Below are 22,313 nucleotides of genomic sequence, written 5' to 3' on the forward strand. Positions count from 1 at the left end.
AAACAGAGGAATTTCTGCTATTTGAGAATAACGAATGAACTAATTGTAATATAAGAACTTACCACGAACTATTTTGGGGCCGCGATCCGAATAATCTGTGTTCTGGGGAGTACATCATAATGCAAGAACACCCGCTGACCGTCTGCGGACATCGCGTACGCAAGAAATCCACGCGGAATTGTGTTCGGCTGCTCGAAGGTATAGCCGCAAACCCTTGAGACCAATGGGTATAATCCTTGGTACATATATGCAAGATGCAATTGCAGCGGCTCAGGGCTTTTGGATGACGATATCCGCAACGCTCGGATCGTCGAGTCGTGCCGGGTATCCAATTGGTGCAGCCAGGATGAACCGATAAAGCCAATACTCAGCGGATCTCGGCGAACGGCATCGATCACACTGTCCGTCGTTTCGAACCGACGGATTCTTCCGGTAAGTGTTTTCGGCTGAAGTGAGAAAATCGAATCCAGAGCAGATTCCGTGCTCCCGAGGTAGGACGTCGAGTAATATCGCATATCCCACTTCCCTTCGACAAGGCTACGCAACGAGTCTAAGGAAAGAGACCTCATCGAATTGGAATTCGATACAATCGCTGCGATCCCATTGAGTGCGACGTCGAATTCCGGCAGATCGAGACGAATGGAATCGAACAGATGGCGTTCTCGCACGGTCAGTGGCCGGCCGATCAATACGAGACGCGCTTTGTTCTGGATGAGTGCGTCAAGAGCCAAAGCAGCCGATGTATAGCGAACCGAAACGGTAGCATTAGGTGTCTGCTGGTTAAACCCTCGCACAAGGCTATCAATTACCGGGCGTAGCGTTTCGTCCGCTACCAGCTCGAACGATCCGGACGTCGCCGTATCCGATTGCGGCTGCAGAGCCTCCTTCTTCCCGCATCCCGAAACAACGAGAATCAGCAGGGAGAATCCGAGCAACAGGATCGATTGCCTTTGCCGATTCCTCACTGTGCCCCCTGCTGCTTCTTCCGAAGTCCGCCAATGGCAGTAGACAGACGAAATCCGCCATACAACACAAGGATGGCTGCCAGAACGATGCGCATGGTCGGGTTAAGAGCGGAGAGTAAACTCGGGTCTGCGAACATGTAGATACCTACGCCAAGTGCGATCAATCCGAGCAGCAGGAATACTATCGAGATGAGTTTCATAGAGGTAGTGTAACTGATTATACTACAAATATAAAAAATGCGCCGACACTGCGGCGCATTTTCAAGAATCGTAGAGATTTGGATTACTTGCTCAGACGGAAGACGATCGGTACCGTCCACCATACCTGCACAGGATTTCCGTTCTGAATGGCAGGGGTGAAGCGAGCTTTCTTCAAGGCATCAATCGCTGCCTGGTTGAAGATCTCGTTATCCGACTTCTCGATATCCACGCGTTCGACATGGCCATCCTTTGCAATCAATACAGAGGCCGTGACCTTGCCTTCGACGCCAGAGCGTTTTGCAACTTCGGGATACACAACCAATGCCTGAATATTCTGAACCGGTTTCGGTTCGACCTGAACATCGATGAATTCATCTTTGCTCGGGATGTCCTCTTTCACAGGCTCAGCAGGCGGCTCCACATGCACCGGGCCGTTTCCGCTGCCATTGAGCACTACCCCACTGCCGTTACCGTCGCCCGGCGTTGAAGATTGAACGGGCAAATTATTCAGATCGGGCATGGTCTGGTTCGGTGCCTGAATATCCGGTACCGGAACCGGGATACCGAACGTCGGCTTCGCTACATCCACCGTTGGTGCTGGTGCAACCGGAGCAGCTTCCATATTATTGTCTTCCGTCGATGGCGGCGGAGCGAGTTCGGCAAGGCTGCTGATGCGACGCACGTGCGGAATCTTCTTGAGGTCTTCTTTTGCCAAGGCTGTCCAGGCAAAATATAATCCCAACAGGAGCAGATGGATTGCCACGGCAGTGAGAAATCCTCTGATTGTATTCCGCTTGCCGCTTTTTTTGATCTCGATGCCTCCGTAGAGCTCCATCGAGGGCAATGTCAGGTCACTAAGTCCCATGATCGTTTCTCCTAAGAATTAGAGTGAGCCGACTGTTTCGAAATCCTTCTGGTCCATCGTGACGATACTGAAGCGCTTCTCGTTCTGATTCAGCTTCGCTTGCACCAGATTCAGATCGTCAATCAAATCGACGAGTTTCTGATACTTTGCATCGCGATCGATCTTAATCAACGTCGATGTCTTCGGGTTCTGTCGGAGCTGCGTCTCGAGTATCTGGGGAACATCCTTCGACGTGATCTTCACCGGAGGGTTCGTCCCGACATTCCAAAACACCGCTTCGTCTTTGCGTACCATAAGGGTCAACAAGTTCGACTGTGCGACCTCCACATTCACCTTGCTGTCCGGCGGGAGCGAGATCTCCATCACCTGCGGCGTATTGAATGTGGTTGTCAACATAAAGAAGGTTAGCAAAAGGAATGCCACGTCCACCATCGGTGTCATGTCCATCCTCACGCCGACGCGTTTTTTATGTTTTTTGCCTTTTTTTCCGCCTTCGGCTTGTACTACTTCTGCCATTGGGGTCTATGTGACAATCGTGTAAATATTGTATTCTTCAATCCATCGTGCAGAATTCACGGGACATGGAGTTACCGTGATTCCGTGACGAGATTAAAGCGTGTCGCACCGTATTTCTGCATCGACCGCATAATGTCGTCGACGTAGCCATAATTCAGCGCCTTGTCGGCATTAATGGCGTATCGCATTGCGGGATTCTGCAGACGGCTTGCCTTGATGACAGCCTCCATTTCAGACTTCCGTACGATCATCTCCGGCATCTTCATGAGCTGCGCGTCGTCGTACGGCTGGTTCGTCTTCGGATCGACGTGATTGAGCTCTTTAAAGATCTTCACTCGGTCCTTCTCGTTCGCCACACCGTAGTAGATGAGCGTATCGGGTGTTTCGCCGGGATTGACCTGCGACAGACCGATGCTGATTACCGCGATCTGAATATCGGGAAGCTTGGTCGTGTCCGCTTCGGCCACCGGGAGGGTGATCGTCAGCGTGTCGTTATCCGACTTGAACTTCGCCGTGAGCATGAAGAACGTCAGCAATAGGAAGCCGACGTCCACCATAGGCGTCATATCAAGCCGGAAGCCGTGCCGCTTCAGTTTAGCCTTTGCCATGGGCAGTGCTCCTATGTATTAGGCGTGCTGTCCCTTGCCGAGGAAGCGGGTCTTGAGCGTCTCTTGCAGGTTCAACGAAGCCTCGTCGATGAGGTACGTGAACTTGTCGACCTTATTCGTAAAGAAGTTATAGAAGACAATTGCAATAATAGCGCCGCCGATACCGAGAGCCGTGTTCCAGAGCGCTTCCGAGATACCGGTCGACAACTGCGATGCTGCAGCGCCGCCGCCGCTCTCGCCAAGTGCGCGGAACGAACGGATCATACCAAGCACCGTTCCGAGAAGGCCGACCATCGTCGAGATCGAAGCGATCGTCGAGAGAACAACAAGGTTCTGCTCCATGAGCGGTGTTTCGAGCATCGTGACTTCTTCGAGTGTCTTCTTGACTTCTTCGATCTTCATCTCAGGCGTCAACGAAGAATTATTCTGAATCGCCTTGAAACGATCCACGCCGGCACGAAGAATATTTGCAACACTTCCCTTCTGTTGATTGCAGAGGTCAATGACTGCATCGAGGTTGCCGTCGTTGAGATGCTTTTCAGCGCTATGAAGGAAGGTATCGAGATCCTTCTTGCCCTTGGCCTTCGAAAGTGCGAGCAACCGCTCGATCACGAACGTGACGACCATCAGCGAGAGTGAGAGCAGGACACCGACAAGGAATCCACCCTTATACATAAGTGCGAGGATGTTATCTTTTACCGGGTGCTCCTTCGCGGCATCAGTGAAGTTCGATGGTGCGCCAAGTACCATGCTCCACAAGAGGAAGCCGACAATGATCGACAGCACAATCACGATCGCCACAAAGGTGGAATTCTTTTTCATAACGCGGTTTACTAGGTTAAAAAATGAGTTAGTATCGTCTATTACAACATTTAACCACAAGAACACAAATATACGCCTGGTGTTTTACCAAGTGGTTATTTTCTTGAAAAAATCGAACTTCTCCAAACACAGTTTACCCGAATCGAATTTCCGCAAAAACGGTCAATTTCGAGTCCGAAGCACTCGATCGAGCAATTCCCGAGTACGACTTACAAAGAGCGCCCGTGCCGTGTCAACGTGCGGAAGCCGGTCGTCTCTGCGGTAGAGAATTGTAAGGTCGCGATGGACCCCTGCTCCATGGGTTCGCAGCGGACGTACCGCACTTCTAAATCGTTCGTCGAGTAGCATGTGGCCATATACTGGGCCGATATACTCTCCTGAAGCTACCAGTGTCCCAAGGATCGTATAGTCGTCTGATTCAAGGGCAATTATAGGCTTTTTATCAAGTGATCGAATAAGTCGTTCCAGCGGCTTTCTGAGCCGATCGGTGGCCGTCGGCAAGCAGTACCGCCGTCCAGATTCCTCCTTCCTTCCTCGCCCGGCGGTGCCCTTTTCACAGAGCAAGACCGGGTCGCGATAGATCGTCTCGGCAGTGATCGACTTCATCTCGGGATTTGCACCAAATGCAAGGTCGACCCGACCCGTCGCAAGGGCTTCGACGATTTCCGATTGGCCACCGGAAAGTACAAACGATAGATGAATCTCAGGATAGGCCTCCGATAGCGTTCGATGTAATTCGGGGAATACATATTGCATAAATCCCTGCCTACCCGCGACACGAAGGCTGCCTCGATCGTTCGGCGACTCAGACGTCATCGCCAGAATTTCAGACCCAATCCCGATCATTCGCCTCATTAACGGCAGGATCTCTTTCCCCTTGGTGGTTAACTCGACACCACGCCTCGAACGAATGAATAACCGAACGCCGAGCTCGTGTTCCAATGCCGTGATTGCAGATGAGACCGCAGGCTGGGTCACGCCCAGGCTCTCGGCAGCCGAAATAAAAGAACCGAGAATTGCCAACCGGTCGCACATCTCGATCTGCTGAATCGTCATATTATTATTACTTATACATTATATAAATAACATTACTCAATCTTATTATAATTTCGACTGTTTCATATCTATTCATAAACACAAACTTTTATGGCCAGCACAAAAACGTCATCGAACGGAGCAGCGGTCAATACGCCGACAACCGGTTCTGAACTTGTAAAACGGGCGCTTCCAGCAATGCTCAAGGGCGGCGTTATTATGGACGTCGTGAATGCAGAGCAGGCAAAAATCGCCGAAGATGCCGGGGCATGTGCCGTCATGGCACTCGAGCGCGTACCTGCCGATATCCGCGCGCACGGTGGCGTTGCCAGAATGTCCGATCCTGAACTTATTCTCCAGATTATCGAGTCGGTCTCGATTCCGGTGATGGCGAAGGCCCGTATCGGGCACTTTGTCGAGGCGCAGATCCTCCAGGCTCTTGGCGTTGATTGTGTTGACGAGAGCGAAGTTCTGACGATGGCAGACGAAGAAAACCATATCGACAAATCAAAATTTGTGGTCCCGTTCGTTTGTGGCGCCCGTAATCTCGGGGAGGCACTTCGCCGCATCAGCGAAGGGGCGGCTATGATCCGTACTAAGGGAGAAGCCGGCACCGGCGATGTTGTAGAGGCGGTTCGTCATGCCCGCTCGATCCTCGGCGAAATCCGCAAGCTGCAGAATCTTCCTGACGAGGAGCGTTTTTCGTTCGCAAAGAATATTGGAGCTCCGATCACGTTGGTTAATGAAGTCGCCGAGACTGGGAAGCTTCCCGTTGTCAATTTTGCGGCGGGTGGAATTGCAACGCCTGCAGATGCCGCACTCCTGATGCAGATCGGTGTGGACGGCGTGTTCGTCGGTTCCGGTATCTTCAAATCGAATGACCCCGCAAAGCGCGCTGCCGCGATTGTGAAAGCGACGACATACTTCAAAGATGCCGAAGTGCTTGCCGATGTCAGCAAGGGCTTGGGCGAGGCAATGTTCGGCCGTACAGTCTCGTCACTTGCTCCACAAGAGCAACTTGCATCGCGCGGTATTTAATTCAATGTCCATGTCGTACCGGATTGGCATCCTTGCACTGCAAGGTGACTTTGCTGAACACGCCTCCAAACTCCGATCGCTCGGACATGAAGCGATTGAGGTCCGTCGAGTCCCAGAACTCGACGGACTTGATGGTCTGATCATCCCGGGTGGCGAATCTACCACTATTGCGAAGCTCGAGGACGCAGCCTCTCGCTTCACGCTTGCAACACCCGATGCCGTCCCCATCTTCGATGCGATCTCTGCACTGGCGAAAAACGGATTACCTGTGTGGGGGACGTGTATGGGATCGATAGTGCTCGCACAACGGATCGAAGGATCCGCTCAAGGGCGAATCGCGCTGATGGATGTGACGGTGCGTCGCAATGCATTCGGCCCACAACGCAACAGTGCAGAAGTACTCTTAGCAATTCCCTCGCTTGGCAGCGAGCCATTCCCTGCTGTATTTATTCGTGCACCATTGTTTATTGAATCCTCGGCAACTGTTGAGCGACTTGCCGAATATGCCGGCGGGTTCGTGATGGCACGCCAAGGATCGTTACTTATTACCGCATTTCATCCTGAGCTCACAGACGACCCGAGAGTCCACCAGTATTTCCTGCGCATGATAGACCAGGCAAAAGGATCGTAGGGCCGAACACGACACTCCGGTCCTGTGTTGATCGTACTTTCCGTATTCTTGCGCACTGACACTGTTGGAAACCACGATCGACGCACACGAGAGTGACATTGTCCTTGAAGCGAGGGATCTGCACAAATCCTTCGGTTCGACCGTTGCCGTTGACGGCGTATCGTTCGTCGTTCGGCGCAACGAGATCGTTGGCCTTCTCGGGCCAAACGGTGCCGGCAAGACAACGACAATCAATATGGTCCTTGGTGTGCTTGAGCCAACGATCGGCTCGATTCACATCGAAGGAACGGACGTAGTTCGGCATCGTACTGCGGCGCTCGAACGGACAAACTTTGCGGCTGTCTATGCCCCACTCCCCGGCAATCTTACCGTCGAACAGAACCTGCGAATATTCGGCATGCTCTATGATGTCGATGAACTTTCCAAGAGAATCGATGACCTGATCCGTGATTTCGATCTCGAACACCTCCGAACTGACCGCTGTGGTGTACTTTCGAGCGGAGAACAAACTCGCGTCTGTCTGGCAAAGGCATTTCTCAACCGCCCGAATCTCCTCCTGCTCGACGAGCCGACAGCATCGTTAGATCCAGAGCGCGCACTCGATACCAGAACCCGCATACGGCAACTGGCGCAATCGACAAATGTAGGCATTTTATGGACCTCGCATAATATGAATGAGGTCGTGGAGGTATGCGACCGTGTACTGTTCATGTCAAAAGGAAAAATACTGTTGGAGGGAGACCCACGACGTCTGCCTGCTGAGCACGGCCGTGCCTCACTGGAAGAACTGTTCATCGCCGTGGCGCGCGAACCACTGACGCTCATGCAGGAGGAACGTCGATGAAGGTACGCCGTTCTCTTGCGATACTGCTTCGCTATGGCTATCTCCTGCGAGGCAGTACGACGCGCGTCGTCCCGCTGTTCGCATGGAGTGTTATTGATATAGTACTATGGGGATTCATAACAAAGTACTTTGGCACATTCGTATCCGGCGAAGTGCGATTGGTGCCAATGCTCCTGGGAGCCGTTCTCTTCTGGGACTTCTTCACACGCATCATGCAGGGCTTAACGACGACCTTCCTTGAAGATGTCTGGTCCCGTAACTTCCTGAACCTCTTTGCATCTCCGATCTCGGTTTCCGAATATCTCGGAGGGCTGATACTGACGACCCTCTTGACGAGCACCGTCGGATTGATCGCAATGATCTTGTTTGCCACTCTCGGTTTTGGGCTTCCGATGCTTGTCTATGGCTCGATGCTCATTCCATTTATCCTGATTCTTGTACTCTTCGGCATTTCGTTCGGGTTGTTCGCATGCGCGTTGGTACTTCGGCTCGGTCCGGCATCTGAATGGTTTGTCTGGCCGATCCCTGCTATTCTTGCGCCTTTCGCAGGCGTCTTCTATCCAACGGCCACTCTTCCGGTCTGGATGCAATGGTTCTCTCGGTTATTGCCGGCGTCATATATCTTTGACGGGATGCGCGAGGTGGTTCGGCATGGGAGCATGGACCCTGCATCTCTTATTCTTCCTTTTACGATTGCTACCGGATATATCGCACTCGCTTGGTATACATTCTCACGGGTGTTTCGATTGGCGGTGCGAACTGGTTTGATTGCACGATATAGTGCCGAGAGTGTGAGCTAAAAACAAAAGCCCCGCCGGATCGGCAGGGCTTTGTATAGATTCTTCAGACGACGGTTCGTCGTTACTCGGCCGGAGTGTGTGCAGCCTGCTCGGCAGCTTCCTCGATCTGCGTGGTCGGTGCATCCATAACACCCGGTACCGGCTGTACTTTCGGCGTGGTCTTTGCACGACGAGTCGGACGCGGCTTTGCCGCACGCTGACGCGGCGCTCCTGCCTCGTTATAATCGACCAACTCAAGCAATGCCATCTCGGCGCTATCGCCAAGACGACGACCAAGCTTTACCACGCGAGTATACCCACCCGGGCGATTTGCGACTTTCGGAGCGATCTCCGTAAAGAGCGTCTTCAGTACGTCCTTATCTTTGATCGTACGTGCAACCTCGCGTCGTGCATGCACACGCTTTGCCGCAACGATCTTGTCGTCGCCACTGAGCAAATGCGCATTTTTTGCACGAGTGATGATCGGCTCGACGAAGAGGCGAGCTTCCTTTGCCTTTGCGACGGTCGTACGGATCTTCTTGTGCTTGATCAACGAGTTCGCAAGCGACTCGAGTGTCGAAGCACGGTGCGATGCCGTGCGGCCAAGCTTTCTGCCTTTATGACTATGTCTCATGATTGATACACTCCTCTTCCCTATTACCGATTCATTACGTTCTGGCCTTCGGCGTACTTATCGACGTCCATGCCGAAATGCAGGCCGAGCTGTTCGACGATGCGGCCGAGTTCGTCGAGCGACTTACGGCCGAAGTTACGGAACGTCAAGAGCTCGCGCTCGTCACGACGAACCAGGTCACCAATCGTCTTGATGTTCGCTGCACGCAAGCAGTTCTGCGAGCGGACAGACAAGTGCATCGTATCGACATTCGTAGCGAGGATCGCACGAATGCGCTCGGTCTCGGTGTCCTCGATCGGCTTGGGCGGAAGTTCATCTTCCGGTCCACCGAAGCGGACGAACAAATTCACATGGTCACGCAGCGTGCGACCGGCGATCGTGATTGCTTCTTCCGGCGTGATCGAGCCGTCGGTTTCAACATCCAGGATCAGTTTTTCATAGTCGGTCTTCTGTCCGACGCGCGTCGGCTCAACATTGAACCGAACATTTGCAATTGGGGTGAAGATCGAGTCGATCGCGATCGTCCCGAGCGGAGCATCGGCACGCTTGTTCTCTTCTGCCGGAACATATCCACGACCATGACCGACCATGAGCTCGATCTGGACGCGAACATCCTTCGCGACAGTAAACAGATGATGATCCGGATTCAGGATTTCGATTTCGGAAGTAAACTCCTGAAGATCGCCCGCCTTGAATTCTTTCGGTCCCTTCACGTCCACGATCAGACGCGGCTGGCTTTGCATGTCCGATTTAATACGGACACCTTTGAAATTGAGGATCATCTCTGCGACGTCCTCGGTCACACCCTTGACAGCCGAAAACTCATGCTGCACACCATCGACGCGGATGCTGGTGAATGCGCTCCCCGGAATCGACGAGAGCAGGATTCGTCTCATCGAATTGCCCAGTGTCGTGCCGTACCCCTCTTCAAGCGGAGACGCAATGAAGCGGCCAAAGGTCGACGACTTACTGGACTCTTCCAACTCGATCCGATCCGGCATGTGGAGTTTTGTCATACGCTCGCTACCTTACTAAATGTGATTAAATCCTTTGTTTTCCTACAGACAACGATCCAACGCTCGATTACTTCGAGTACAACTCGACGACGAGCTGCTCGTTTGCGTTGAGCTGGATGTCACTGCGTTCCGGAACGCTCAGGAGCGTACCCGAGAGCTCGGCTTTATTGAGCGAGAGCCAATTCGGGATACCTGAATCACCGCGAGTGCGCTTGAGCGACTCGTGGACGGCCTCAAGCTTGCGCGAGCCTTCCTTCACCTGAACCACATCGCCCGGGTTCAACACATACGATGCGATGTTTACCACATTCCCATTGACGGTAATGTGACGGTGTAGTATCAACTGGCGAGCGCTCTTACGCGAAGGAGCGATGTTCAGGCGATAGAGAACGTTATCGAGGCGTCGCTCGAGCAATTTCACGAGGTTATCACCCGTGACACCACGCATGCGTGCCGCCTTCTCAAACGCGGTACGGAACTGCGTCTCGAGCAGACCATACGTACGACGAATTTTCTGCTTCTCACGAAGCTGAACGCCGTATTCGGAGATCTTGGAGCGACGGCCGTTGCCATGCTGTCCCGGCGGGTAGTTACGCTTTTCGATGGGACACTTTTCCGAGAAACACTTCGAGCCCTTCAAAAAGAGCTTTTGCTTCTCGCGACGGCACAATTTACAACTTGGGTCGGTATAACGAGCCATTGATATTTTCGAGTTTAATACGTGTACGTCCCCTCTTCTGGGGGGTTCGGTGTTCGGTCTCGATACCTTCTTCCTCCGCGATGACTCTCGTGGAGTTTACGATCAAACGAGACGACTCAGAAACAATTGCTTAGACGCGGCGCTTCTTTGGCGGACGGCATCCGTTATGCGGCATCGGCGTGATGTCGCGGATCGACAATACGTCGATACCGGCAACCTGCAATGCACGAACAGCTGCCTCACGGCCCGAACCCGGTCCTTTGATAAAGACATCGACCTTACGAAGGCCCATGTCGTACGCTTCCTTTGCGGCCGACTCTGCAGCGACCTGACCGGCGAACGGCGTATTCTTACGCGAGCCTTTGAAGCCCATCTTACCGGCCGAAGCCCACGAGAGCGTATTGCCCTGTGGGTCGGTGAGCGTTACGTGCAAATTATTGAACGTTGCACGAACATGTGCGATCCCCTGCGCTTGCGCGGCGATCTTCTTCTTACGCTTTCCAGCGGGTGTTGCGATTTGCTTAGCCACGATTCGGTCTAACGATTAGTGTTACTTCTTAGCTGCTGCCTTCTTCTTGCCGGCAACGGTCTTACGTTTGCCCTTACGGGTACGTGCGTTCGTCCGTGTGCGTTGACCGCGAACCGGAAGGCTCTTGCGATGACGCAGGCCGCGATACGAGCCGATATCCATCAGGCGCTTGATCGCAAGCTGCTGCTCGCTACGCGCGACTCCCTCGACCTTGTAGTCGTTGGTGATCACCTGACGGATCAGTGTTACTTCTTCTTCGGTGAGATCTCCGATCTTCTTGTCCTCGGAGATGCCAGCCTTTGCTAAGATCTGAGCAGCCGTCGTGCGACCAACCCCATAGATATAGGTCAGCCCGATAACGGAGCGCTTTTGCTTCGGAAGATCGATACCTGCGATACGTGCCATCGTTCTCTTATCCCTGACGTTGTTTATGCTTCGGATTCGACTTGCAGATCACGCGGACAACGCCACGACGGACGATGACTTTGCAGTGTTCGCAACGCTTTTTTACAGATGCTTGTACTTTCATAAGACTGTTGTTCCTTCCAGCGCTTACTTATAGCGGTAGGTGATACGCCCTTTGGTCAAGTCGTATGGAGATAACTCCACCGTCACGCGATCCCCTTCGAGAATCTTGATAAAATGCATACGCATTTTACCGGAAACGTGCGCCAGCACCGAATGTCCATTCTCCAATTTCACGCGAAACGTGGCGTTCGGAAGCGATTCTTCGATCACCCCGTCCACCTTAATCGCTGACTGTTTCGACATTAGTGCCTTAAATTCTACCTACTTATAGCCTGCAGTAAACCACTGCAACGCAAATTCCGTTCCAATTGACCCATTATTGGGTCAATATTTCTCCACCATTTGGCCGAACCACAATGGTATGCTCAAAATGTGCACTGGGTTTCCCGTCGGCAGTCACGATGGTCCACCCATCCGATAGGGTCCGAACCTTCCAGCCGCCGATATTGACCATTGGCTCGATCGCAAGGGTCATCCCCTCTTTGAGCTCGATATTCTTAAATCCTCGGTCAATCCGGCTCGGGACAAAATTGGGCACCTGGGGCTCCTCGTGAAGATGCTGCCCTATCCCATGCCCCACCAGATCACGCACAAGCGAATATCCGTTCGATTCGCAGTATGTCTGGATAGCCTTTGAAATATCATAGATTCGGGCGCCGGCCTTCGCTGCAGCAACCCCCAACATCAGTGACTCGTACGTCACATCGAGCAATTTCTTCACCTCTGGTTTCGGCGTCCCGACTGCGAACGTGTACGCACCGTCGCCGTACCACCCGTCTTTCTCTGCGCCGACATCGACAGAAAGAATGTCCCCGTCACGCAACGGCTCATCGCTTGGTAAACCATGCACGACAGCACTGTTACGCGACATGCACGTCGCGTATTTGTAGACGAGATTACCTACTCTGTAATTCTTGAATGCGGGTCGAGCACCGAAGCTGGTGATGAATGCATCTGCCGCATCATTCAGTGCTGCTGTGGTGGCCCCGGGGACAACCAGGGGCCGCAAATGTTCGATCGTCTGGGCTACGATGTGGGCACTCTCGCGGATCTTCGCGATCTCAGCTTCGGACTTTAACGTCACTCGATGTTCCCACATGCGTTACGATCAGGAGTAGCTTCCGCCGCCCATCGAACGGCTGCGCAACTTACCGGTCTTCATCAAGCCCTCGTAGTTGTGCATCAACAAGTGAGATTCGATCTGTTGCAACGTGTCGAGCGCAACGCCGACTATGATCAGCAAGCTCGTGCCGCCGTAGAACTGTGCAAAGCTCGATGTCACGCCAAGCGCAGAGACAATCGTCGGCAGGATCGCAATGATCGCCAGGAAAATTGCGCCCGGTAGCGTCAGATGTGTCAGGATGTTATCGATATAGTCCGACGTATTCTTTCCCGGACGTACGCCCGGAATGAAGCCACCCTGTTTCTTCATCGTATCGGCGACATCACGCGGGTTGAATGCGATAGCCGTATAGAAATACGTGAAGACGACAATCATGAGACCGAAGATCACAGCATACCCCGCCGAGCGATAGTCGAAGAAATGTGCCAGTGACTGAGCAAATCCAGAGTTTGGGAAAAACTGAAGGACTGTCATCGGTATGAAGAGGATCGCCTGTGCGAAAATAATCGGCATCACACCGGCCGTATTGATACGGATCGGAATATGTTGCGTCACACCTCCGTATACCTTACGCCCGATGACGCGCTTCGCATACTGCACCGGGATCTTGCGAATACCTTGTGTGATATAGACCACAAAGGCGATAATCGCGATCAGAATTGCGAACATCGCTATTTCAATAATGATGTTCTTTCCGGCATCCGTACCGAAGCCATGCAACTCGTCAACGAGTGCATTTGGCAGACGAGCGATGATACCGATAAAGATGATCAGAGAGATACCGTTGCCGATGCCACGCTCGGTGATCTGTTCGCCAAGCCACATCATGAACATCGTCCCTGCGGCAAGACAGAAAATCGTCGAAACGGTGAACATCAACGGGCTCATCCCAGTCGCGACAACACCGGTGCCGAGATTGCGCAAGTGGACGGCAACGCCCAGGGCCTGCAATGCGGCGACCACAAATGTACCGGTACGCGTGAGCTGATTAATGCGTTTGCGTCCTTCCTCGCCTTCTTTTTGAAGCTTTTGGAAGTACGGAACGACGCTTCCCATCAACTGAATGATGATCGACGTCGAAATGTACGGCATGATCCCAAGTGCAAAAATGGCAGCGTTCTTAAACGCACCACCGACAAAGAGATCGTATAATCCAAACAGCGAATTGGCACCACCGCTACCGGCCGAACGCTCGAGGGCGTGAACGTCAATACCGGGCAGCGTGATATGTGCTCCAAGGCGAACAACGACAAGCAGCGCAATCGTATAAATGATGCGCTGCCGAAGCTCTTCGATCTTGAAGATATTCCGAAAACTATCCGTTAGCCTGCTCATTGTGCAAGAATTGACACAAGAAAATTATGACATACGATGAACGGAGCGAAGCGTTACGCAGCGGCGATCACTTCGACCTTGCCACCTGCAGCTTCGATCTTGGATTGGGCACCCTTGGTGACCTTGTGGGCCTGGACCGTGAGCGCAACCGACAATGTGCCGTCACCGAGAATCTTGACCGGAGCATGTCCTCCGGTGATGATTCCAACAGTACGAAGAACAGCCGGAGTGATCGGCTGTCCCTTCGGGAGCTTACCGGCCTTCGCTGCTTCTTCCAAACGAGATACATTCACTTCTGCGTAATCAATGCGAAACGGGGCTTTGAAGCCAAATTTCGGCATGATACGCATTTTCGGCATCTGACCGCCTTCAAAACCGATCTTTGCCTTGTTACCCGAACGTGAACCAGCACCATTCGCACCGCGCGTCGACGTCTTGCCATGGCCGGAGCCATAACCGCGACCGATGCGCTTCATGTTTTTCGTTGATCCCTTGGCGGGACGTGGGTTGCTCATTGTCTCTTGAGTGTGATTTGTTTACTACGCGGGTCTTCCCCGCTCGCATGAAAAATTACAGTTCGGTCACTTCGACGAGATGCTGAACGACACGGATCATGCCACGGATGGCTGGCGTGTCATTCTTCTCGACGACGTAGTTCGGACGACCGAGGCCGAGGGCCTTGATCGTACGCTTCTGATTGACGAGCGTATCGTTGATGCTCTTGGTCTGTTTGATCTTCAGCTTCTTCATTGACGTCCCTTTCGCGATCAACCGTTGAACACTTTTGAAAGCGGAATACCGCGGCGCGATGCAACCGAATGCGCATCCGAGATCTGCTCGAGTGCATGCATCGTCGCCTTCACGAGGTTGTGCGGGTTCGACGAACCCTGTGACTTCGTGAGAATGTCCTGCACGCCGGCGAGCTCGAGCACGGCACGGACGCCGCCACCGGCGATGAGACCGGTACCCGGCGATGCCGGTTTGAGCATGACCTTACCGGCGCCGAACTTGCCGAACACCGTATGCGGGATCGTTCCCTTGCGCAACGGCACGATGCGCACGTTACGCTTCGCGTCTTCCGTCGCCTTGCTGACGGCATCGGTCACTTCGTTCGACTTTCCCAAGCCGATACCGACGTGTCCGTTCCCGTCGCCCACTGCAACGATCGCGTTGAAGCTGAATCGACGACCGCCTTTGACCACCTTCGCAACGCGGTTGACAGCGACCAGCTTATCTTTCAAATTCAACTCGGATGTACGTACTTTCGCCACGATCTTCCTCAGTGGTTATGATTAAAATTCCAAACCGCCTTCGCGGGCTGCATCTGCAAGCGCTTTCACGCGGCCGTGGTAGAGGTATCCGTTACGGTCGAAGACGACCTTGGTAATCCCCTTTTCCTTCGCAAGCGACGCAATCTGCTTGCCGACGGCGACCGACTTATCGGTCTTCTTCAACTTCTCAGCGATCTTCTGCGATCCGACCGATGCAAGGGTAAAGCCCTTGGAGTCATCGACCAGCTGCGCATAAATATCGGCATTCGAGCGGAAGACGACCAAACGCGGACGCTCGCTCGTCCCGCGCACCTTCGCACGGATCGCGTAGCGGCGGCGTACACGACGCGCCGTCTTTGCCTGTAACTGGATCTTCGTTGCCATACGCTGTTCTTCTAACGATTATTTGCCTGCAGTCTTACCAGCCTTGCGGATGATCTTTTCATCGGAATACTTCACGCCCTTGCCCTTATACGGCTCCGGCGGACGGATCGAGCGGATCTTCGCTGCGACAGCACCAACGAGCTGCTTGTCGATGCCACTGATCGTAAGCGACGTCGGAGTCGGGATATCGATCGTAATCTCGTCCGGAGCGCCAAAGACGACCGGGTGCGAGAATCCGAGGCTGAGCTGAATCCACTTGCCGCGCTTCTCGGCCTTGTATCCAACGCCGACCATCTCCAATTTCTTGGTGTACCCTTCGCTGACGCCGACAACCATGTTGTTCGTGAGCGCACGGGCAAGCCCGTGGAGTGCACGGATGCTGCGCTCGTCGCTGGAGCGAGTGAAGGTGATCTCACCGTTCTCGATTTTCGGTGTGATCGAAGCCGGGATCGCCGTAGCCAGCGTACCCTTCGGTCCTTTCACCGTGATCGTGCTGTCTTTCAGCTCGGCGGTGACGCCTTTCGGCAGTGTAATAATCTTCTTTCCGATACGTGACATAGTCGTTCTTCCTACACCTGTTCAGATGAGCTTACCATACGTAGCACAATACCTCGCCACCAACGTTGAGTTGGCGCGCCTGCTTATCGCTCATCACGCCACGGGGCGTCGAGAGGATAGCGATACCAAGCCCTGAGAGTACGCGCGGCGTATCAGTGGCCTTAGTATAGCGACGGAGCCCCGGTGTCGAGATACGACGTAGTCCCATGATGGCCGGAACGCCGTTCTGATACTTGAGCGTGATGCGCAATTCGCCTTGCTTCGAATTCTCGATGCGCTCAACACTATCGATATACCCCTGCTCCTGCAGGATCGTGCTGATCGCATACTTCAGGTTCGACGCCGGTACAATGACGTACTGGTGCCGGGCCTTGATGGCGTTACGCAACCGTGTTAAGAAATCTCCTATCGTATCCATATCAACTCTCTACTGAAAACTATACTGCCCGTCGCAACGGGATGTGAATAGAGTCTGAAGCGTTTCGAACGTTCTTACCAGCTCGCCTTGCGCAATCCGGGGATCTTGCCGTCGAGTGCCAATTCGCGCAAACACAGACGGCACAGGCCGAACTTGCGGTATACGCTATGCGCCCTGCCGCAGCGGCTGCAGCGGGTGTACTTTCTGGTCGAGAACTTCGGCTCGCGCTTCTGCTTGACTCGTAATGCTAATCGTGCCACGTTATTTCTACGTTTGTGAACGGTTACGCTGTTGCCACTGCTTCACCTTCGCGCTTACGGAACGGAAGACCAAAGGCCTTCAGAAGCTCGTACGCTTCTTCATCCGTGGTTGCACTGGTGACAAAACTGATATCCATACCCGTAATACGCGACACCTTATCGACGTCGATTTCCGGGAAGATGATCTGCTCTTTGATCCCGAGCGTGTAGTTGCCACGACCGTCGAACGACTTATCGGGTACGCCGCGGAAATCGCGGATACGCGGGATGGCAAGCGACATCAATCGATCGAGAAACTCATACATACGATCGCGGCGTAAGGTGACGCGTGCACCGATGCTGAGTCCTTCGCGAAGCTTGAAGTTCGAAATGGACTTCTTCGCTTTCGTCACCGCAACCTTCTGGCCGACGATCGCTTCGAGATCGCGAACAGCCGCTTCGAGCTGCTTTGCGTCGGACGCTGCTTCGCCAACGCCGACATTGACCGAGATCTTCGTCAGGCGCGGAACCTGGTTGATGTTCGTGTAATTGAAGCGCTTCATCATCGCCGGGACGACTTCGTTCTTATACTTGTCGTGCAGGCGAGCATGTACACCCTCTACCGCGGGATCCGTCGGAGCCGAGGCTGCGGGTGCTGCTTTTTGCTTTTGTTCTTTTGCTTTTGCCATTGCTGTAGTCGTTCTCGTATTGACGATAGTTGCCGTCAAAACACTTGTTATGCGATCACATCGCCCGAGCGACGCGACACACGCTCATAGACTGCCTTACCGGTGCTGTCGGCGCTGACACGGCGACCGATACGCGTGGTCTTCCCGGATTTCGGATCGACGAGCATGACATTCGATGCATTGATCGGATGCTCGCGCTCGGTAATCCCACCCTGCTGGTTCGCCTGGGTCGGACGTTCGTGCTTCTTCAGGATATTGACCCCCTCGACAAGCACGCGATTGGTTTCATTGAACACGCGCAAGACCTTCCCGCGGCGGCCGCGGTTCTTGCCGGTGATCACTTCCACAAGGTCGTTCTTCTTGATACGCATAGGTGCTCCTCTTAGATGACTTCAGGGGCAAGTGAAACGATCTTCATATACTGACGCTCGCGAAGCTCGCGTGCGACGGGTCCGAAGATGCGGGTTCCGCGCGGCTCGCCTTGGTTGTTGAGCAGTACGACCGCATTCTCATCGAAGCGGATATAGCTGCCGTCGCGGCGACGCGTTTCCTTCTTGGTGCGAACGATCACCGCCTTCGAGACTTCGCCCTTCTTCACCTGGCCGTTCGGAATTGCAGACTTCACACTGACGACGATCACGTCGCCTACACCGGCGTAGCGACGATCATGACCACCGAGGATACGAATGCAACGCACTCGCTTGGCCCCGGAGTTGTCCGCTACTTGCAGATTCGATTCTTCCTGAATCATTACTTCCTCGCTCTAGAAAATGTGCTTCGATTACCGATCCGTACTTATTTCGCGCGCTCGATGACTTCGACCACGCGCCAGCGCTTCGTCTTCGACAGCGGACGGGTCTCCATAATGCGGACGGTATCGCCCGTCTTCGCATCGTCATTCTCGTTGTGCGCAACGAACTTCGTCGTCTTCTTGAAGTACTTTTTGTACTTCGCATGTGCGACCTGGCGCACCTGCTCGACGACAACGGTCTTTTGCATCTTGTCGCTAACGACCTTCCCGATACGTTCCTTGCGTCGGTTACGCGCGGGGCTTGTCATGATCTCGTTCTCTGCCATACGATCGTAGTCTTACTAAGATGGTTACTTTGCACGTGCGGCGTTCTCGCGCTCGCCGATGATCGTTTTGATGCGAGCGTTATCGCGACGCAACGTTGCGATCTGCGCATTGTTGTCGAGATGGCCCGTCATCTTCTGAAAGTTCAGCGCGATCAGGCGCGAATTGTTCTCGCCGATCTGACGCTTCAAGTCGGCGATATCACGGCCGCGAAGTTCTGATGCTTTAGTTGCCTTCATTGGTCGTCCTTTCGCTTACTTACGTACTGCTACTTCTTCGACATGATCCGGACGCGTGACCATCTTGGTCATCACCGGAAGCTTATGCGAACTCAGGCGCAATGCTTCTTCCGCGATCGCCTTCGGTACGCCGCCGATTTCGAACATGATCGTACCGGGTTTTACCACGGCTACCCAGTATTCCGGGGTACCCTTACCGGATCCCATTCGCGTTTCAGCAGGCTTTTTGGTGATCGGCTTATCGGGGAAGATCCGAATCCAGATCTTACCATCGCGCTTCATCGTACGCGAAAGCGTGACGCGAACCGCCTCGATCTGACGGCTGGTAATCCACCCACCTTCGAGCGACTTCAAGCCGAAACTGCCGAATGCAACCTGGGCTCCACGCGTGGCCTTGCCACGAACTCTGCCCTTTTGGCGCTTGCGATACTTAACTCTCTTTGGTAACAGCATTGCCGATTACTCCGAAAAAATCTTGCTTACTCTGCCGATGACGATTCGGACGAACCGCCTTCCTTACCACGCGTACGACCACGGCCGCCGCGACGACGACGGCGCTCGCCGCCTGCCGCGCTCACGATCGGACGACGATCGCGATCCTCGGCGCCATAGACTGCCAACTGTGCCGCAGCCTCAAGTGGCGTTTCGCCGGTAATGTCTCCGGTACACACCCATACCTTCACGCCGATGGCACCGTAGATCGTCTGTGCCGTACCACGTGCAAAGTCGATGTTCGCACGCAAAGTGTGAAGCGGAATACGTCCTTCCTTGTACTGCTCGGTACGCGCAATTTCAGCGCCACCCAAACGGCCCGCGCACATCACGCGTATTCCTTCTGCGCCGGAACGCATGGCGGTCGCGACAGCCATTTTCATGGCGCGGCGGAAGGCGATACGACCCTCGAGCTGCTGAGCGATCTGGTCGGCGATCAACTGTGCGTCGATCTCCGGACGCTTCACCTCGTTGATGAGGATCTTCACTTCCTTGCCCGAGCACACATTCTTCAACTCTTCTTCGAGCTGTGCAATCTCTTTGCCGCTCTTACCGATAACGACACCGGGACGCGATGTGTGGATCGTCAAGACGATACGCTTCGTCGTCCGATCGATCGTCATCTTCGAGATGCCGGCACGGCGCAAACGCTCCTTGATGTACTTACGGATAAGATTATCCTCTTCGAGCTTCTGCGCGAAGTTCTTGTCATCGTACCAGCGCGCATCCCACGGACGCGTCACAGCGATACGGAATCCGACCGGGTTAGTTTTCTGCCCCAAGGTACTTGCGAGTTAAGTGAACGTGAACAGTACTTACAATCTTACTTAGCGGCTGCCTTCTTCTTACGGGCAGGGGCTTTCTTTGCCGGCTTCGCAGGCGCAGCAGCTTGAGCAGCCGATGCAGCAGCAGCGGCACGACGTGCAACCTTCGCAGCCTTATCGCTGACGACGATCGTCAGGTGATTCGAGCGCTTGCGCACACGGTATGCGCGCCCCATCGGAGCAGGCATGATGCGCTTGAGCACCGGTCCGCCGTCGGAGAAACACTCGCTGACGGTCAGATCTTCGACATCGATTCCGCGATTTTCGTCTTTTAACTGAAAGTTCGCGATCGCGCTACGAAGCGTCTGCTCGGCGACGAACGATGCCTTGTTGGTCATGAAGTGCAGAATCGAGAGCGCTTCCGTGACTTTCTTGCCACGAATGTTATCGAGCACCAGTCGCATTTTGACCGGTGAGCTCTGGATGCCGCGTTTACGTGCGATTGCTTGAGCCATTGAGATCGTCTCCCTTTATCAGGCGTTTTCCGATTTAGTGCCCGAGTGTCCGCGGAAGCTCCGCGTCGGTGCGAATTCTCCGAGTTTGTGGCCGACCATATTCTCGGTCACATACACGGGGATAAACTTATTCCCATTGTGTACGGTGAAGGTGTGTCCGACGAATTCCGGCGGAATCGTGCAAGCACGAGCCCACGTCTTGATTACCTTCTTTGCACGAGTAGCATTGAGCGCATCAACCTTGCCCATGAGCTTCTCGTCGATATACGGTCCCTTTTTCAGCGAACGTGACATATGCTACTTATTTCGTGCGACGTTTGACAATGAACTGATTCGAAGCATTCTTCTTGCGACGGGTACGAAGACCTTTGGCAAGCTGACCCCACGGTGACTTCGGATGCTTACGACCACCACCCGACTTCGACTTACCTTCACCACCACCCATCGGGTGATCGACCGGGTTCATCGCCATACCGCGTGTCTGCGGACGAATACCGAGCCAGCGCGAGCGACCGGCTTTGCCGAAACTGATATTGAAGTAGTCGGCATTTCCAACGGTTCCGACGGTTGCGATACAATCGATCGGTACCTTACGCATTTCGCCCGAAGGCATCTTCAGCGTCGCAAAATCGCCTTCCTTTGCAAGCACCTGGCACGAGTTGCCTGCCGAACGAGCGATCTGACCGCCACGACCCGGCTTCATCTCCACGTTGTGGATAAACGTACCGAGCGGCATCGACTTTAACGGAAGCGAATTGCCTGGGGCAATATCGGCATCCTTGCCACTAAGAATCTTTGCACCGACATTCAAACCGTCGGGAGCAATGATATAGCGCTTCTCGCCATCGGCGTAGTGCAGAAGGGCGATACGGCAGTTGCGGTTCGGATCGTATTCGATCGAGGCGACCGTTGCCGGCACATCGAACTTATTACGCTTAAAATCGATCACGCGGTACATCTTCTTATGTCCGCCGCCGCGGTGACGCGAGGTCACGCGACCGGTATTCCCGCGCCCGCCCGAACTCTTGAGCGGCGTCAGAAGCGACTTTTCCGGAGTCGTCTTCGTGATCTCGTCGAACGAAGAGATCGAGTAGTATCTCGTCGCCGGAGTTCTTGGTTTAAGATTTCTGATTGCCATGTCTTGCTATATGCTTTCGATTGACTTCTCGCCTCAATCGGGCTTAATTACTCTGGGGTCTTTACATCCATCGGCGTGAAGACGTCGATCGTCTGTCCGGCCTTGAGTGCAACGACTGCCTTCTTACGACGACTCTTCGCTCCACGAACGACACCGCGACGGGTGAACTGCGAACGCGTACGCGTCGGCATCCACATCGTACGAACTTCTACGACATTCACTCCGAACTGTGCTTCGACCGCATGTGCGATCTGAATCTTATTCGCGCCCGGATTGACTTCGAACGAATAGACTCCGTTCTCACTTGCGAGCGTTGCCTTTTCGGTCAGGAGCGGCTTGCGGATCACTACTTCCATGGTCTT

Annotated in this window: 38 protein-coding genes; 4 read left to right on the forward strand and 34 right to left on the reverse strand. The window is 53.8% G+C overall.

Annotated elements, in window-relative coordinates; translation table 11 throughout:
- Nucleotides 1-68: 68 nt before the first annotated feature.
- The 7 genes from JSS75_05315 to JSS75_05345 all read right to left on the reverse strand — a co-directional run bounded on the left by JSS75_05315 (nucleotide 69) and on the right by JSS75_05345 (nucleotide 5,033).
- Nucleotides 69-935 (reverse strand): substrate-binding domain-containing protein, encoded by an 867-nt coding sequence (locus tag JSS75_05315; GenBank protein MBS1903104.1) that lies wholly within the window; start codon nucleotides 933-935, stop codon nucleotides 69-71.
- Nucleotides 936-961: 26 nt separating this feature from the next.
- Nucleotides 962-1,165 (reverse strand): hypothetical protein, encoded by a 204-nt coding sequence (locus JSS75_05320; GenBank protein MBS1903105.1) that lies wholly within the window; start codon nucleotides 1,163-1,165, stop codon nucleotides 962-964.
- An 83-nt stretch (nucleotides 1,166-1,248) separates the two neighbouring features.
- A complete protein-coding gene (locus tag JSS75_05325) occupies nucleotides 1,249-2,031 on the reverse strand; it encodes an energy transducer TonB (GenBank protein ID MBS1903106.1) in 783 nt (260 codons plus the stop codon).
- An 18-nt stretch (nucleotides 2,032-2,049) separates the two neighbouring features.
- Entirely contained in the window at nucleotides 2,050-2,547 is a 498-nt protein-coding gene (locus JSS75_05330; protein MBS1903107.1) for a biopolymer transporter ExbD, read from the reverse strand.
- A gap of 71 nt (nucleotides 2,548-2,618) precedes the next feature.
- A complete protein-coding gene (locus JSS75_05335; protein MBS1903108.1) occupies nucleotides 2,619-3,155 on the reverse strand; it encodes a biopolymer transporter ExbD in 537 nt (178 codons plus the stop codon).
- Between the two features lie 18 nt (nucleotides 3,156-3,173).
- Nucleotides 3,174-3,977 carry a MotA/TolQ/ExbB proton channel family protein gene (locus tag JSS75_05340; GenBank protein ID MBS1903109.1) on the reverse strand — a complete coding sequence of 268 codons (804 nt, stop codon included), beginning with the start codon at nucleotides 3,975-3,977 and terminating at the stop codon, nucleotides 3,174-3,176.
- A gap of 162 nt (nucleotides 3,978-4,139) precedes the next feature.
- Complete coding sequence (locus JSS75_05345) at nucleotides 4,140-5,033, reverse strand: LysR family transcriptional regulator (GenBank protein MBS1903110.1); 894 nt, start codon at nucleotides 5,031-5,033, stop codon at nucleotides 4,140-4,142.
- Nucleotides 5,034-5,123: 90 nt separating this feature from the next.
- Between JSS75_05345 and pdxS the strand changes: the two genes are divergently transcribed.
- The 4 genes from pdxS to JSS75_05365 all read left to right on the forward strand — a co-directional run bounded on the left by pdxS (nucleotide 5,124) and on the right by JSS75_05365 (nucleotide 8,325).
- Nucleotides 5,124-6,050, forward strand: coding sequence for a pyridoxal 5'-phosphate synthase lyase subunit PdxS (gene pdxS, locus JSS75_05350; GenBank protein ID MBS1903111.1), 927 nt, complete (start codon nucleotides 5,124-5,126; stop codon nucleotides 6,048-6,050).
- Between the two features lie 10 nt (nucleotides 6,051-6,060).
- Complete coding sequence (gene pdxT / locus JSS75_05355) at nucleotides 6,061-6,681, forward strand: pyridoxal 5'-phosphate synthase glutaminase subunit PdxT (GenBank protein MBS1903112.1); 621 nt, start codon at nucleotides 6,061-6,063, stop codon at nucleotides 6,679-6,681.
- A gap of 76 nt (nucleotides 6,682-6,757) precedes the next feature.
- Nucleotides 6,758-7,525 carry an ABC transporter ATP-binding protein gene (locus JSS75_05360; protein MBS1903113.1) on the forward strand — a complete coding sequence of 256 codons (768 nt, stop codon included), beginning with the start codon at nucleotides 6,758-6,760 and terminating at the stop codon, nucleotides 7,523-7,525.
- Complete coding sequence (locus JSS75_05365; GenBank protein MBS1903114.1) at nucleotides 7,522-8,325, forward strand: ABC transporter permease; 804 nt, start codon at nucleotides 7,522-7,524, stop codon at nucleotides 8,323-8,325. The genes JSS75_05360 and JSS75_05365 overlap by 4 nt, the downstream gene beginning before the upstream one ends.
- Before the next feature lie 61 nt (nucleotides 8,326-8,386).
- Here the strand turns inward: JSS75_05365 and rplQ are convergent, their stop codons facing one another.
- From rplQ to rplW, 27 genes are all read right to left on the reverse strand, one after another.
- Nucleotides 8,387-8,938 (reverse strand): 50S ribosomal protein L17, encoded by a 552-nt coding sequence (gene rplQ, locus JSS75_05370; protein MBS1903115.1) that lies wholly within the window; start codon nucleotides 8,936-8,938, stop codon nucleotides 8,387-8,389.
- A gap of 23 nt (nucleotides 8,939-8,961) precedes the next feature.
- Nucleotides 8,962-9,954: a DNA-directed RNA polymerase subunit alpha gene (locus JSS75_05375; GenBank protein MBS1903116.1), complete on the reverse strand. Its 993-nt coding sequence runs from the start codon at nucleotides 9,952-9,954 to the stop codon at nucleotides 8,962-8,964.
- Between the two features lie 67 nt (nucleotides 9,955-10,021).
- The gene (gene rpsD / locus JSS75_05380; GenBank protein ID MBS1903117.1) at nucleotides 10,022-10,654 is read right to left on the reverse strand and encodes a 30S ribosomal protein S4; all 633 of its coding nucleotides are present in this window, start codon (nucleotides 10,652-10,654) and stop codon (nucleotides 10,022-10,024) included.
- A gap of 130 nt (nucleotides 10,655-10,784) precedes the next feature.
- A complete protein-coding gene (rpsK, locus tag JSS75_05385) occupies nucleotides 10,785-11,171 on the reverse strand; it encodes a 30S ribosomal protein S11 (protein ID MBS1903118.1) in 387 nt (128 codons plus the stop codon).
- 33 nt (nucleotides 11,172-11,204) lie between these two features.
- Nucleotides 11,205-11,588 (reverse strand): 30S ribosomal protein S13, encoded by a 384-nt coding sequence (gene rpsM / locus JSS75_05390; GenBank protein MBS1903119.1) that lies wholly within the window; start codon nucleotides 11,586-11,588, stop codon nucleotides 11,205-11,207.
- A gap of 7 nt (nucleotides 11,589-11,595) precedes the next feature.
- Nucleotides 11,596-11,712: a 50S ribosomal protein L36 gene (gene rpmJ / locus JSS75_05395; GenBank protein MBS1903120.1), complete on the reverse strand. Its 117-nt coding sequence runs from the start codon at nucleotides 11,710-11,712 to the stop codon at nucleotides 11,596-11,598.
- Nucleotides 11,713-11,735: 23 nt separating this feature from the next.
- The gene (gene infA, locus JSS75_05400) at nucleotides 11,736-11,954 is read right to left on the reverse strand and encodes a translation initiation factor IF-1 (GenBank protein MBS1903121.1); all 219 of its coding nucleotides are present in this window, start codon (nucleotides 11,952-11,954) and stop codon (nucleotides 11,736-11,738) included.
- A 73-nt stretch (nucleotides 11,955-12,027) separates the two neighbouring features.
- Entirely contained in the window at nucleotides 12,028-12,810 is a 783-nt protein-coding gene (gene map / locus JSS75_05405; GenBank protein ID MBS1903122.1) for a type I methionyl aminopeptidase, read from the reverse strand.
- A gap of 9 nt (nucleotides 12,811-12,819) precedes the next feature.
- The gene (gene secY, locus JSS75_05410) at nucleotides 12,820-14,169 is read right to left on the reverse strand and encodes a preprotein translocase subunit SecY (GenBank protein MBS1903123.1); all 1,350 of its coding nucleotides are present in this window, start codon (nucleotides 14,167-14,169) and stop codon (nucleotides 12,820-12,822) included.
- A 53-nt stretch (nucleotides 14,170-14,222) separates the two neighbouring features.
- On the reverse strand, nucleotides 14,223-14,684 hold the full coding sequence (rplO, locus tag JSS75_05415) for a 50S ribosomal protein L15 (protein MBS1903124.1): 462 nt from the start codon (nucleotides 14,682-14,684) through the stop codon (nucleotides 14,223-14,225).
- Between the two features lie 55 nt (nucleotides 14,685-14,739).
- Nucleotides 14,740-14,919, reverse strand: a complete 180-nt coding sequence (rpmD, locus tag JSS75_05420; GenBank protein MBS1903125.1) for a 50S ribosomal protein L30 — start codon at nucleotides 14,917-14,919, stop codon at nucleotides 14,740-14,742.
- Between the two features lie 17 nt (nucleotides 14,920-14,936).
- Nucleotides 14,937-15,452: a 30S ribosomal protein S5 gene (rpsE, locus tag JSS75_05425; GenBank protein MBS1903126.1), complete on the reverse strand. Its 516-nt coding sequence runs from the start codon at nucleotides 15,450-15,452 to the stop codon at nucleotides 14,937-14,939.
- A 9-nt stretch (nucleotides 15,453-15,461) separates the two neighbouring features.
- Nucleotides 15,462-15,824, reverse strand: a complete 363-nt coding sequence (locus JSS75_05430; GenBank protein MBS1903127.1) for a 50S ribosomal protein L18 — start codon at nucleotides 15,822-15,824, stop codon at nucleotides 15,462-15,464.
- Nucleotides 15,825-15,842: 18 nt separating this feature from the next.
- Nucleotides 15,843-16,382, reverse strand: a complete 540-nt coding sequence (rplF, locus tag JSS75_05435; protein ID MBS1903128.1) for a 50S ribosomal protein L6 — start codon at nucleotides 16,380-16,382, stop codon at nucleotides 15,843-15,845.
- 31 nt (nucleotides 16,383-16,413) lie between these two features.
- Nucleotides 16,414-16,800: a 30S ribosomal protein S8 gene (gene rpsH / locus JSS75_05440; protein ID MBS1903129.1), complete on the reverse strand. Its 387-nt coding sequence runs from the start codon at nucleotides 16,798-16,800 to the stop codon at nucleotides 16,414-16,416.
- Nucleotides 16,801-16,874: 74 nt separating this feature from the next.
- Nucleotides 16,875-17,060: a type Z 30S ribosomal protein S14 gene (locus JSS75_05445; protein ID MBS1903130.1), complete on the reverse strand. Its 186-nt coding sequence runs from the start codon at nucleotides 17,058-17,060 to the stop codon at nucleotides 16,875-16,877.
- A 23-nt stretch (nucleotides 17,061-17,083) separates the two neighbouring features.
- Entirely contained in the window at nucleotides 17,084-17,728 is a 645-nt protein-coding gene (gene rplE / locus JSS75_05450; protein ID MBS1903131.1) for a 50S ribosomal protein L5, read from the reverse strand.
- Nucleotides 17,729-17,775: 47 nt separating this feature from the next.
- Nucleotides 17,776-18,099 (reverse strand): 50S ribosomal protein L24, encoded by a 324-nt coding sequence (gene rplX / locus JSS75_05455; GenBank protein ID MBS1903132.1) that lies wholly within the window; start codon nucleotides 18,097-18,099, stop codon nucleotides 17,776-17,778.
- 11 nt (nucleotides 18,100-18,110) lie between these two features.
- Nucleotides 18,111-18,479: a 50S ribosomal protein L14 gene (rplN, locus tag JSS75_05460; protein MBS1903133.1), complete on the reverse strand. Its 369-nt coding sequence runs from the start codon at nucleotides 18,477-18,479 to the stop codon at nucleotides 18,111-18,113.
- Between the two features lie 44 nt (nucleotides 18,480-18,523).
- The gene (gene rpsQ / locus JSS75_05465) at nucleotides 18,524-18,805 is read right to left on the reverse strand and encodes a 30S ribosomal protein S17 (protein MBS1903134.1); all 282 of its coding nucleotides are present in this window, start codon (nucleotides 18,803-18,805) and stop codon (nucleotides 18,524-18,526) included.
- A 24-nt stretch (nucleotides 18,806-18,829) separates the two neighbouring features.
- The gene (gene rpmC, locus JSS75_05470; GenBank protein MBS1903135.1) at nucleotides 18,830-19,042 is read right to left on the reverse strand and encodes a 50S ribosomal protein L29; all 213 of its coding nucleotides are present in this window, start codon (nucleotides 19,040-19,042) and stop codon (nucleotides 18,830-18,832) included.
- 15 nt (nucleotides 19,043-19,057) lie between these two features.
- Entirely contained in the window at nucleotides 19,058-19,495 is a 438-nt protein-coding gene (rplP, locus tag JSS75_05475) for a 50S ribosomal protein L16 (GenBank protein MBS1903136.1), read from the reverse strand.
- A 26-nt stretch (nucleotides 19,496-19,521) separates the two neighbouring features.
- Nucleotides 19,522-20,316, reverse strand: a complete 795-nt coding sequence (rpsC, locus tag JSS75_05480) for a 30S ribosomal protein S3 (protein ID MBS1903137.1) — start codon at nucleotides 20,314-20,316, stop codon at nucleotides 19,522-19,524.
- 41 nt (nucleotides 20,317-20,357) lie between these two features.
- Nucleotides 20,358-20,813, reverse strand: coding sequence for a 50S ribosomal protein L22 (gene rplV / locus JSS75_05485; GenBank protein MBS1903138.1), 456 nt, complete (start codon nucleotides 20,811-20,813; stop codon nucleotides 20,358-20,360).
- Between the two features lie 18 nt (nucleotides 20,814-20,831).
- Complete coding sequence (gene rpsS / locus JSS75_05490; protein ID MBS1903139.1) at nucleotides 20,832-21,107, reverse strand: 30S ribosomal protein S19; 276 nt, start codon at nucleotides 21,105-21,107, stop codon at nucleotides 20,832-20,834.
- Between the two features lie 7 nt (nucleotides 21,108-21,114).
- Complete coding sequence (rplB, locus tag JSS75_05495; GenBank protein ID MBS1903140.1) at nucleotides 21,115-21,951, reverse strand: 50S ribosomal protein L2; 837 nt, start codon at nucleotides 21,949-21,951, stop codon at nucleotides 21,115-21,117.
- Nucleotides 21,952-21,998: 47 nt separating this feature from the next.
- The gene (rplW, locus tag JSS75_05500) at nucleotides 21,999-22,307 is read right to left on the reverse strand and encodes a 50S ribosomal protein L23 (GenBank protein ID MBS1903141.1); all 309 of its coding nucleotides are present in this window, start codon (nucleotides 22,305-22,307) and stop codon (nucleotides 21,999-22,001) included.
- Between the last annotated feature and the right edge of the window lie 6 nt (nucleotides 22,308-22,313).

It is taken from the genome of Bacteroidota bacterium (assembly GCA_018266755.1).
Lineage (GTDB): Bacteria > Bacteroidota > Ignavibacteria > Palsa-1295 > Palsa-1295 > JAFDZW01.